The sequence below is a fragment of the Micrococcus sp. R8502A1 genome, assembly GCF_006704135.1.
Lineage (GTDB): Bacteria > Actinomycetota > Actinomycetes > Actinomycetales > Micrococcaceae > Micrococcus > Micrococcus luteus.
This window is the reverse complement of the sequence record NZ_VIGS01000015.1, coordinates 1-10,892: the sequence shown is the minus strand read 5'-3', so window position 1 is coordinate 10,892 and position 10,892 is coordinate 1. Positions and strand designations below refer to the sequence as shown.

At 76.4% G+C, this 10,892-nt stretch carries 12 protein-coding genes; 10 read left to right on the top strand and 2 right to left on the bottom strand.

The genetic code is table 11. The features are described 5' to 3' along the window. Positions 1–136: 136 nt before the first annotated feature. The 6 genes from FLM69_RS04680 to FLM69_RS04655 all read left to right on the top strand — a co-directional run bounded on the left by FLM69_RS04680 (position 137) and on the right by FLM69_RS04655 (position 6,921). Positions 137–628 carry a VOC family protein gene (locus FLM69_RS04680; RefSeq protein ID WP_052007061.1) on the top strand — a complete coding sequence of 164 codons (492 nt, stop codon included), beginning with the start codon at positions 137–139 and terminating at the stop codon, positions 626–628. A gap of 14 nt (positions 629–642) precedes the next feature. Further along, on the top strand, positions 643–1,560 hold the full coding sequence (locus tag FLM69_RS04675) for a DNA-formamidopyrimidine glycosylase family protein (RefSeq protein ID WP_141843290.1): 918 nt from the start codon (positions 643–645) through the stop codon (positions 1,558–1,560). A gap of 76 nt (positions 1,561–1,636) precedes the next feature. After that, a complete protein-coding gene (locus tag FLM69_RS04670; RefSeq protein WP_141843288.1) occupies positions 1,637–2,887 on the top strand; it encodes a glucose-1-phosphate adenylyltransferase family protein in 1,251 nt (416 codons plus the stop codon). Positions 2,888–2,933: 46 nt separating this feature from the next. Further along, positions 2,934–3,980: a pseudouridine synthase gene (locus tag FLM69_RS04665; RefSeq protein WP_141843286.1), complete on the top strand. Its 1,047-nt coding sequence runs from the start codon at positions 2,934–2,936 to the stop codon at positions 3,978–3,980. Continuing rightward, positions 3,977–4,582, top strand: coding sequence for a DedA family protein (locus FLM69_RS04660; RefSeq protein ID WP_141843284.1), 606 nt, complete (start codon positions 3,977–3,979; stop codon positions 4,580–4,582). Before FLM69_RS04665 ends, FLM69_RS04660 begins: the two co-directional genes overlap by 4 nt. A gap of 2 nt (positions 4,583–4,584) precedes the next feature. Next, a complete protein-coding gene (locus FLM69_RS04655; protein WP_141843282.1) occupies positions 4,585–6,921 on the top strand; it encodes a hypothetical protein in 2,337 nt (778 codons plus the stop codon). A 12-nt stretch (positions 6,922–6,933) separates the two neighbouring features. Here the strand turns inward: FLM69_RS04655 and FLM69_RS04650 are convergent, their stop codons facing one another. Continuing rightward, positions 6,934–7,257, bottom strand: a complete 324-nt coding sequence (locus tag FLM69_RS04650; protein WP_141843280.1) for a hypothetical protein — start codon at positions 7,255–7,257, stop codon at positions 6,934–6,936. Positions 7,258–7,383: 126 nt separating this feature from the next. Here FLM69_RS04650 and FLM69_RS04645 point away from each other — a divergent pair, with 126 nt between their 5' ends. The 4 genes from FLM69_RS04645 (at position 7,384) to FLM69_RS04630 (ending at position 10,699) form a co-directional block, all read left to right on the top strand. Then, positions 7,384–8,511, top strand: coding sequence for an NADH:flavin oxidoreductase/NADH oxidase (locus tag FLM69_RS04645; protein WP_141843278.1), 1,128 nt, complete (start codon positions 7,384–7,386; stop codon positions 8,509–8,511). A 56-nt stretch (positions 8,512–8,567) separates the two neighbouring features. Continuing rightward, the gene (locus FLM69_RS04640) at positions 8,568–9,107 is read left to right on the top strand and encodes an NUDIX hydrolase family protein (RefSeq protein WP_036316089.1); all 540 of its coding nucleotides are present in this window, start codon (positions 8,568–8,570) and stop codon (positions 9,105–9,107) included. Positions 9,108–9,109: 2 nt separating this feature from the next. Continuing rightward, positions 9,110–10,009, top strand: coding sequence for a DUF6707 family protein (locus FLM69_RS04635; protein WP_255502714.1), 900 nt, complete (start codon positions 9,110–9,112; stop codon positions 10,007–10,009). 117 nt (positions 10,010–10,126) lie between these two features. Beyond that, complete coding sequence (locus tag FLM69_RS04630; protein WP_141843274.1) at positions 10,127–10,699, top strand: GNAT family N-acetyltransferase; 573 nt, start codon at positions 10,127–10,129, stop codon at positions 10,697–10,699. A gap of 61 nt (positions 10,700–10,760) precedes the next feature. Here the strand turns inward: FLM69_RS04630 and FLM69_RS04625 are convergent. Next, the coding region (locus tag FLM69_RS04625) for an integrase core domain-containing protein (protein ID WP_141843272.1) at positions 10,761–10,892 on the bottom strand (132 nt) is incomplete at its 5' end.

The following is a 10,892-nucleotide window of genomic DNA, read 5'->3' as shown; positions in this document are numbered from 1 at the left end:
TCCGTCCGTCCTTCCGTCCGTCCGCAACGCGGGTTGAGTTGTCGCGGGTCCCGCCGTCGAACACCCGCGACAACTCAACCCGCGTTGCCCGGGGTGGCCCTGTCGCGGAGGCGGGGCCCGGGGGTAGGTTCGGCCCATGAGCATCGACGCCGCCCCGCCCGAGGACGTGGGCACCGCCCCCGAGGCCCTCGAGCACTCCCTGCCGCACCCCTCGGACCCCTCCGTCACCCCGTTCCTCCTGTTCGAGGGTGACGCCGGTGCGGCCATGGACGCCTACCTCACCGCGTTCGTGGAGCACCTGCCGGTCACCGAGGTCCGCCGCGACCTCTTCGACGACTCCTCCCCGCGCGGCGCCGAATGGGCGGGCAAGGTCCTGCACGGCGAGCTCGAGATCGCCGGCCAACGGCTGCGGTTCTTCGACTCCTTCACCCCGCACGGGTTCACGTTCACCCCGGCCATCAGTCTGTTCGTCGAGCTGCCGGACGCCACCGCGGTGGACGCGATCCACGACGCGCTCCTCGCCGACGGTGGCCGTGACTACATGCCGCCCGACGACTACGGCTTCTCCCGCCGCTTCGCGTGGGTCGGGGACCGCTTCGGCGTGACCTGGCAGCTCAACGCGGCCTGAGCCGGTGACGGCCCGTGCCTGAAGGCGACTCCCTCGTCCGCGTCGCGCACCGGCTCCGCCCCGTGCTCGAGGGCCGGGTCCTGACGCACGCGGATCTGCGCGTGCCCCGCCACGCCACCGCGGACCTGACCGGCTGGACGGTGGCCGAGGTCCTGCCGCGCGCCAAGTACCTGCTGATGCGGCTGACCCCGCCCGCGGCCCGCCCCGGCGCCCGTGCGCTCACCCTGATCTCGCACCTGAAGATGGAGGGGCGCTGGCTCGTCTCGGCCGTCGACGCGCGGTGGGACGCCCCCGCCTGGCAGGTGCGGGCGGTGCTGGAGACGGCGGAGCACCGCGTGCTCGGCGCCCAGCTGGGCCTCCTCACCCTCGTGCCCACCGCCGACGAGGCCGCCGTCCTCGGCTACCTCGGCCCCGACCTGCTGGACCCGGCCTGGGACACGCCCGACGACGGCGCCGCCCTGCTCGCCGAGGGCGTGCGGCGGCTCACGGCCCGGCCCGAGCGGCCGGTCGGCCTGGCCCTGCTCGACCAGCGGCTCGTCTCCGGGATCGGCAACATCTACCGCTGCGAGACCCTCCTGCTGGCCGGCATCGACCCGCACCGGCCGATCGGCGAGGTCGGCGACGTCGCCGGACTCGTGCTGCTCGCCCGGGACCTGCTGCGCGCCAACGTCCCGCCCGCCGCCCCCGCCACGGGTGCCCGGCGCCGGACCACGGGCGTGCGCCCGAACCCGGGGCGACCCTTCGGGGTCGAGGTGCTGGTCCCGTCCGGCCCGCCACCCGGCACGGCACCCGGCCGGACGCCGTCGTCCTGGGTCTACGGGCACGACCGCGCCCCCTGCCTGCGCTGCCGCGGCCCCGTCCGCCAGGAGGACTACGGCTCCCCCGAGGACGACGCGCGGCGGCTGTGGTGGTGCCCGCACTGCCAGCGCTGACCCGGACGCACCCGAGCGGTGGCCACGTGTCCTCCCCGCTCCCTACGCTGAACCCGCCCCGACCCGAGGAGAAGTCATGGCCGACCCGTTCCCGAAGGACCCGGAGGGCGCCGTCGTCGCGCTCGTGCTGGCCGGTGGCACCGGCGGCCGCCTCATGCCGCTCACCGCGGCCCGCGCCAAGCCGATGGTGCCGCTGGCGGGCCAGTACCGGCTGATCGACGTCGTCCTGTCCAACCTGACCCACTCGCGCCTGCGGGACGTGTGGGTCGTGGAGCAGTACCGCCCCTTCACGCTCAACCAGCACCTGGCCGGCGGCCGGCCGTGGGATCTCGACGGCACCCGCCACGGCCTGCGGCTCCTGCCCCCCGCGCAGGGCCGCGCCGAGGAGGGCTTCGCCCGCGGCAACGGCCACGCGATCGCCCAGCAGCTGCCGCTGCTGGAGCAGTTCGGCGCCGAGACCGTCGTCGTGCTCTCCGCGGACCACCTGTACCAGCTGGACCTGCGCCGCGTGCTGGCCGAGCACGCCCGCTCCGGCGCCGAGCTCACCGTGGTCACCACCGAGACGGACGAGGACCCCTCACGCTTCGGCGTCGTGCGGGTGGACGACGACGGCGCCGTGACCGACTACGCCTACAAGCCGGAGGACCCGGCGGGCACGCTCGTGGCCACCGAGGTGTTCGTGTTCGACGTCGCCGCGCTCTCCGAGGTGGTCGGCGACCTCGTGGCGGGCGAGGACGAGGCGGCCACCAAGGACGAGGGCGAGACCGATGAGGACGGCGACCCCGTGGGCTCCTCCCTCGGCGACTACGGGGAGAGCATCATCCCGGCGTTCGTGGCGCGGGGGCGCGTGCGGGAGCACCGCCTCGTCGGGTACTGGCGGGACATCGGCACCCTGGACGCGTACGTCCGCGCCCACCGGGAGATCCTCGAGGGCACCGGCCTGGACGTCGCCGCCGAGGGCTGGCCGCTGATCACCAACCCCCACCAGGCGCCGCCGGCGTGGGTGGCCCCGGACGCCCGCGTCTCCGGCTCGCTGCTCAGCCCGGGCTGCCGGATCGAGGGCGAGGTCTCGGACAGCGTGGTCGGCCCCGGGGTGGTCGTGGCGGCCGGCGCCACGGTGCGCGGCAGCCTCCTGCTCGGCGACTGCGAGGTCCCCGCGGGCGCGGTGCTGGACACCGTGGTGGTCGACGTCGGCGGGGCGGTCCCGGCGCACGAGGTGACGGGGCGCGCCGCGCCGGCCGAGGAGGTCGTGGTGCTCACCCCGCAGGACCGCGGCCCGGCCGAGGACGAGACCACCGGCTCCGGCCGGCCCGGCCGGTCGGACTGAGCGGCGCCGGTCGGACGCAGCCGCGCCGGGCTGGGAGGATGGACCCGTGGCCGTCCCCTCTCCCCTCCCCCCGCGCAACGGCGTCAACGCCACGCGCCTGCGCCTGCCCACCTCCGGCTGGCCCACCGCGCAGGACTACGTGCTGCACCGGTTCGGCCACGTGGACCCGGACGGCATCCGCGCGCGCTTCGCCCGCGGCGAGGTGGTGGCCGCGGACGGCACCGCCCTGACCCCGACGACGCCGCTCGGCGTCCACGACGACCTCTGGTACTACCGGGACGTCCCCCACGAGGAGCCCCTGCCGGTGGCGCACACGCTCCTGCACCGCGACGAGCACCTCGTGGTCATCCACAAGCCACACTTCCTGCCCACCACCCCGGGCGGCCGCTTCGTCCAGGAGACCGCGCTGGTGCGGCTGCGCAACGAGCTCGGCCTCGATGACCTCGTGCCCCTGCACCGGCTCGACCGGGCGACGGCGGGCGTCGTGATGTTCTCCGCGAACCCGGCCACCCGCGGCGCCTACCACCTGCTCTTCGAGCGGCGTGCCGTGGCCAAGACCTACGAGGCCGTGGTGCTCCTGCCGGACGCCCCCGACGACGGCGCCCGCCGCCCCGGTGCCCCGGCCGACCCCGTCCTGGGGCGATTCCCGCTGACCGTGCGCAGCCGGATCCGCAAGGACAAGGGGGTCCTGCGCTCCGTGGTGGAGGAGATCCCACCGGCCGCATCGGGACGCCGGGCGGGCGCGCCGGTGCGGACCCGGCGGGCGAACCGGCCCCACGCCGGGGCGAACGCGGAGTCCCGGGTAGAGCTGCTGGGCGTCGGCGTCTCCGCCGGGACGCTGGCGGGGCGGCGCGTGGCGCACCTGCGACTCACCCCGCGCACGGGCCGCACCCACCAGCTGCGCATCCACCTGGCCGCCCTGGGCCTGGGCATCGCGTTCGACCCGTTCTACCCGGAGCTGCTCGACCTCGCCCCGGACGACATCGCCCGGCCCCTGCAGCTGCTCTCCCGGTCGCTGCGCTTCACGGACCCGGTGACGGGCGAGGAGCGGGAGTTCACCTCCCCCGCCCAGCTGCAGGAGCGACCGCGGTGACGGGCGGGGATCCGGCCGCCCTGATGGACGCGCTCGGAGTGTGGTTCCATCCGCTCACCGCGCTGCTCGTGGCCCTGGACGCCCCGATCCCGCCCGTCCCGTCGGAGGTGGTGGTCATCGGCTCGGGGGCGCTCGCGGCCGAGGGCCGGGTCTCCCCCGTGGCCGCGGTGCTGGCGGCGTGGCTGGGCTGCTGGGCCGGGGACGTCGGCCTCTACGCGCTGTTCCGCCACGGCCTCGCCGACCGCCTGGACCGTTGGGCGTGGTGGCGTCGGATCCACCGGGGGATCCGGAGCCTGCTGGTGCGGGTGGGCCCGGCGGGCAGCCTGGCGGGGCTGTCCGTGCTGCGGTTCGTCTCGGGCGGACGGACGGCGTCGATGGCGGCGGCCGGGATCGGCGGGATCCGCTGGCCCGTGTTCCTGTGGCTGTCCGGGGCGGGCTCGCTCGCATGGTCCGGGTCCATGGTGGGGCTCGGCTGGATCACCGGCCGGGCCACCGGCCTGCCGTGGTGGGCGTCCGCGGTGGTCGGCATGGTGTTCGGTACCCTTGCAGGGTTGATGATCGCGGGGATCGTGGCCCACCGTCGCCGGGGCCGGAAGGGGTGAGCATGCAGGACGCGTCCTCCGAGTCCCGCGCCGCCCTCGAGCGCCTCCGGGGCGCCTCAGCGCCCCGTCCCGACGACGACGCGACGCGTGCCCCCGCGGCGCGCCCCCGCCGCGCCCTGGCCGCGCCCGGGGAGATCTCCCGCCGCGATCTGCGCCGTCACGAGCGCGCCCTGCGCTCGGGCCGACCCGAGACCGCCGCCGGGCGCCGCGTGCGCGAGGACCGCCGCGCGGACGTGCACCGCGCCATGGACCGCCTGCGCACTCCGGGCGCTCCCGCCGAGCAGCGCCCACGCCGGGACCTCAGCGAGATCCTGGACCGCCTCGGCAGCCCGGACCTCGCCCGTTTCACCGACCCGCTCGTCGGCACGGTCGAGCGCATCCTCCCCGCCCCGGGGCGGGACCCGGAGAAGGCCGCGGAGGCCGCACGCCGCCGCACTGCGGCCGAGGAGCGCCGGCGGGCCCGCCTGCGAGCCGGCCGGGAGCGCGCCGCCGAGGCCGCCCGTCGCCGGGCCGCCGAGCACGAGCGGCTCGCCGCCGAGGCCGCCGCCGCCGCCCAGGCCCGCGATGCCGCCCGGGCTCGCGACGCCGCCGCCCTCCAGGCCCGCCTCGACGAGGAGGCCCGCCGGGCCCAGGCCGCGCGGGTGGCCCGCCGCCGCCGCGAGGAGGAGAAGCAGCGCCGTCGGCGTGAAGCCGAGCGGCGCCGTCGGGTGGCGGCCGAGGAGAAGGCCCGTGCCGCCGCCGAAGCGGAGGCCCGCCGCCGGGAGCGGGAGGAACGGCGCCGCCGGGAGGCGGAGGTCGCCGCCGAGCGCGCCCGCGTGCAGGCGGAGCGGCGGGCCCGCGAGGAGGCCGCGCTCGCCGAGCGGGAGCGGCTCCGGCTCGAGGCGGAGGCGGAGGCGGAGCGCCGTCGGCAGGCGGCCGAGGCCGAACGCCGTCGCCTCGAGGCCGAACGCGTCGAGGCCGAGCGGCGCCGTCGGGCCGAGGAGGCCGAGCGGCGCCGTCGCGAGGCGGAGGAGGCCGCCCGCCGCGAGGCCGAGCGACGTCGTCGCCAGGCCGCACGCGTCCGCGCCCACACCGTGCTGCACGCCGAACGCGCCCTCGCCCAGGCTCGGCTCCTCGAGGACCGCGCCCGGGAGGCCGAGCGCCGCGCGGCGGAGGACGCCGCCCGCCGCCGTCGCGAGCACGAGGAGCGGGAGTCCCGCGCGCTCGCCCGGGCCGCGCGCGAGCTCGAGGGCCTCGAGGTCTTCCCGGCCGCCGCCGACCGGCCGCTGCTGTCCGACCCGGAGGAGCGGCTCACCGATGAGGAGCTGTTCGCCCGGGCCCGGGTGGCCCTGCCCGAGTGGCGGCGGCGGCAGCGGCTCTCCACGAAGGCGCAGGCAGTCCAGGCCGAGGCCACCGCCCACTCCTCGGCGGGGCCGGTCACGGGCGCCCTTCCCCTGATCCCCGGCTACACCCCCGCCCCGCCCGAGGAGCCGGCCGGCTCACCGACCCCTGCGGACCGACGCGGCCAGACGCTGCTGACCGTCGCGTGGGCGCTGTTCGTGCTCTCCAGTGCGTGGGGCCTCGGTCTGGCCGGCCGCGTCCCCGGGCTCGGCGCGCTCGATGCCGGCGCGTACCCGCTCACCGCCGACGGCAGGCACGGCCCCGGCGCGAGCGTGTTCGGACTGTTCCCGCTGCATGCGGCGATCTGGCCGGTGCTGTGGCTGCTGACCGGGATGTACGCGCTCCGGCAGTGGGGGCCGGGCCAGGGCGCGGCGCCGCGGCACCGCCGTATCCGGGGCGCGGTCGCGGGGGCCCTGCTGGCGCTGGCGCTGTGGTTCCCCCTGGCCGTCCTGGCGCCCTGGGGCCTCGAGGTCATCCCGTGGCTGTTCGCCCTGGTCCTCATGCTCGGTGTGGTCCGGCGACTCGGGGCCCACCCGACGGCCCGCCGCGTCGCACGGGTGGCCGAGGACGGCGCGCTCGGGGTGCTGCTGGGCACCCTCCTCGCCGGCGCGCCCACCGCGGTGGGCGCCGCCCTCCACGCCTGGGGCGTGCACGTGGACTGGTTCCCGACCGAGCTGCTCGCCCTGTTCGTGCTGGTGGCCCTGCTGCTGGCGGCCCTGCGCCTCGTGCTCGGCGGGCGCGGCCGCATGGGTGTGGCCCTGGGCATGGCCTGGACCCTGCTCTGCCTCGCCCTGCCCCGTCTGCTGCCCAGCCCGCTCGGGACGGAGCAGAGCGTGTGGGTGGGCTTCGCGGCCGCCTTCGGGGCGCTGCTGCTGGTCACCACCGCGGCCGTGCGCCGCTCCTGGGCCCGCCAGATCGAGCGCGACGCCGCCCGCATGCCCGCCCCGTCCAGCGCCTGAGCCTGGCCCCACTCAGCGCCCGGGTGCGCCCGGCACCGGGACCCACCGGCCGCCCTCGCGCCGGAGCACGTCCAGCCGGCCCGTCACGGCGACGCCGGCCACCGCCTCCGCCATCCGCCGCGCCACCTCGGCGGCCTCGGCGTCCTCGCCGGCCCGGTGCGAGCCGGGCACCGTGAAGCGCAGCACGATCCGCGGGACGCGCGCCACGACCTCGATGTCCTTGGCCGCGAGCACGTGCGTGGCCTGGACGGCCGCCTCGGCCAGGTCCATGACCTCTTCGGGCCGGTGGCCGGGCAGGAGGTCGCCGATCTGCAGGCGGGCGCGGTAGGAGGGCATGAGCCCAGGGTAGGGGTGGCCGCAGCAACGGTGACGACTTCCCTCGTCGCACGGGCCGGGCCCACCCTTCCGCCCGCGGCGGACGCGAGCCCTCCCGTGTCCGGACCCGCTCGTAGGGTGGGGCGCATGACTCAGACCGCCACCCCGCAGACCGACGCCCCCGCCGTGCCCGCGATCTTCGAACCGATCGAGATCAACGGCGTGCGCGTGCGCAACCGCCTGATCCTGCCGCCGATGTGCCAGTACTCGTGCGAGGCGCGCGACGGCGTCCCCCACGGCTGGCACTTCCAGCACCTGGGCGCCCGCGCGGCCGGCGGCTTCGGGATCGTGGTGGCCGAGGCCACCGCCGTCACACCCGAGGGACGCATCTCCGCGTGGGACACCGGCCTGTGGAACGACGAGCAGCGGGACGCGTGGGCGCCGATCGCCGCGTTCATCGCCTCCCAGGGCGCCCTGCCCGCCATCCAGCTCGGCCACGCCGGCGCCAAGGCCTCGACCGTCCCCATGCACCCGGGCGCGGCCGCCGGGCAGCCGATCCTCGAGGGCCCCGACTCCTGGGAGACCTTCTCCCCCTCCGGCGTGGCCACCAACTCCATGGAGATCCGCACCCACGCGATGCGGGTGGACGAGATCCGGGAGACCGTCCAGGCCTTCGCCGACGCCGCCGAGCGCGCCGACCGTGCCGGCTTCGGCGCCGTGCAGCTGCACGCCGCCCACGGCTACCTCATCCACCAGTTCCTCTCGCCGCTGACCAACACCCGGACCGACGAGTACGGCGGGGACTTCGAGGGCCGCACCCGCTTCCTCAAGGAGGTCGTGGCGGCCGTGCGCGAGGTGTGGCCCGCGGACAAGGTCCTCGGTATCCGCATCTCCGGCTCGGACTGGGTCGAGGGCGGCTGGAGCATCGAGGAGACCGTCCGCCTGGCGCAGGAGCTGCAGGGGCAGGTGCACTGGTTCGACCTGTCCTCCGCGGGCATCGGGGACACCTACGAGGGCCCCCAGGGCCCCGGTTATCAGGTGCCGCTGGCCACCGCCGTGAAGGAGGGCACCGAGGGGATCGTGGTGTCCGCCGTCGGCTCGCTGACCGGCGCCGAGGAGGTCGCGGCCGTGGTGGACGAGGACCGCGCCGACGCCGTCTGTGTGGGTCGCGCCGCCCTGGCGAACCCGAACTGGCCGACCGCGGCCGCCCTCGCCCTCGACGTCCCCTCGGAGCAGGTGCCGATGGCCCGGCAGTACTTCCGCGCCAAGTGGTGAGCGGAACACGCGGGACCTGGTGTGCCCCCGGCGCGGAACTCCGGTAGAACAGAACCATGAGCGTGCGCACCCCCGACCCGAATCCGGGCTGGCTGTCCGACGAGGACCTCTACGAGGCCCGGCGTCGGCTGCCCATGGTGTATGTGGAGGCCATCCCGGTGCGGCTGGACTCCCTCGGCTACGTCACCGAGATCGGCTTGCTCTACGTGGCGGACGAGACCGGCACGTTCCAGCGGACGTTCGTCTCCGGCCGCGTCCAGTACCGGGAGACCATCCGCGCCGCGCTGATGCGCCACCTGGAGAAGGACCTCGGCCCGCTCGCGTTCCCGCAGCTGCCGCCGTCGGTGGTCCCCTGCACCGTCGCCGAGTACTTCCCGGCGCCGTCCGAGACCGGGCTGACGGACGACCGCCAGCACGCCGTGGCCCTGGTGTACGTGGTGCCGGTGACGGGTGAGTGCCAGCCGCGCCAGAACGCGCTCGAGCTGACCTGGCTCACCCCCGAGGAGGCCCTCGGCGAGGACATCCAGGCCGAGTTCATCGGTGGCCGCGGGGACCTGGTGCGCCAGGCCCTCGCCCACGTGGGATGGGGGCGCTGAGCATGGCACCGGTCGTCGGCGGCTACCTCCGCCATCTGAAGTCCCAGGACGTGCAGCCCGGGGACAGCTTCCTGACCCGCCGCGGCGAGCCCGCCCCGCCCGTGGCCTCGACCCGGGTGATGCGGGACGACTTCGGCACCCCCGCGCTCGTGATCGCCACCCTCGAGGGCGGCCGGGAGGTCAAGATCGCCCACGGCTCCGTGATCCGGGTCCGCACGGACCGCCCGGAGGAGCGCAGGGCCGTCCCGGACACCACCTTCTCCCCCGTGGACGCGGGGTCCCCCGAGGAGCGGATCGTCACCGTCGGCAAGCGCCACCTCGACGACACCGAGCTGACCGCCACCGCGGCCCGGCTCTCCCACGGGTTGAACCTGCGCTCCGGCTCCCAGCTGGAGGACGTGTTCGGCATGGCCGAGCGGCTCTACCTGCTGCACGAGGACACCGAGGGCACGCTCGCCACCCTGGGCCTGCTGACGAACCTGCCGTGGGACGGGGCCGTGGGGCGGTGGAAGTCCATCCAAGCCGCGCTGTCCCTGGCGTCGCTGATCCTGCGCGAGGAGGGCGAGCACATCGCCGCCGCCAACCTCGGTCGGCGCCTGCTCGAGGCGGACGAGGTCCCCTCCGAGCCGGGCCGGGCGTCCCGCGTGCTCGAAGTGCGCCAGCGTCAGCTCAACGAGCCGCCGCTCTACGACCGGGAGATCTCCCGCGCCCTGCAGGCCCGCGACGCCGAGGCCGAGTATCAGTGGCGCCGGGCCCGGTTCGGCCAGCTGCTCTACCTGCGTGCCCGCGGCGGCTCGGAGACGCTCACGGACGCCGACCTGGATTCCCGGATCGCCCGGGAGCTCGGCACGCTGCGCACCCTCGCCGACGAGCTCGAGGCGAAGGCAGCCACGCGCCGGTGAGGCCCAGCCGCGGGACGGGCGTCGAGAGCCGGCCCCGTCCCCGGTGACCCGCCCTCCGGGGTGCGGCTCGTGTGGCGCACCTCACTTTCCAGCCCCTGTCGGGGCCATGCTCCCGACATGACCGGCTCCGCACCCGCTCAGCTCCGCCCCCTCCGCTCCACGGACGCGCCCGCCGTCCTGGCGGCCTTCCACGCGGGCACCGTCGGCATGGCCGACCCCGGGGAGGTCACCGACGAGGCCTCGGCCCGCGCCTACGTCGACGGACTGGTCCAGGCGGAGGGGACGGACGCCGTCGCCGTGGTGGAGCGCGGGACGGACACGCTGATCGGCCTGGTCGCCGTCGTGCGCGACGAGGCGCACGGCACCGGCGCGCTCACCGCCTGGCTGCATCAGGGCTGGCGCGGGGACGCGATCATGTCGCGTGCGGCGACCACCGTGGCGGACGCCGAACTGGCCGAGGGAGGCCTCGAGCGGATCGAACTGGCCCACCGGGCGGACAGCCCGACGGCGGGGGCCGTCGCCCGGGCCGCCGGGCTCCGACACGAAGGCACGCAGCGCGGCCGCCTCCGCGCGGGCGGGCGACGGCTCGACGTGCACCGCGACGGCCGGCTGGCCACGGACCCGCTGCCCGAGGAGCGCGTCCGTCCCCTGCCGTGGGCCTCCGACGCCCGTCCCTGGGCCGACCGCTGACCGCGGCCCGCCCCCGACGACGCCCCACGACGCCGCCGCGCCCTCCCAGCCCGATGCCCCGCTAGTTGTAAGAGGTCATGACGTTGTTGACTCGGGCCGGGGCCAACGAGGCCGGAGGGGCGTCCCCGCAGGAGGTATGAGGCCGATGGTAGTTGTAGTGGTTCACCCACACGGCCAGCGCCTCACGCCGAGC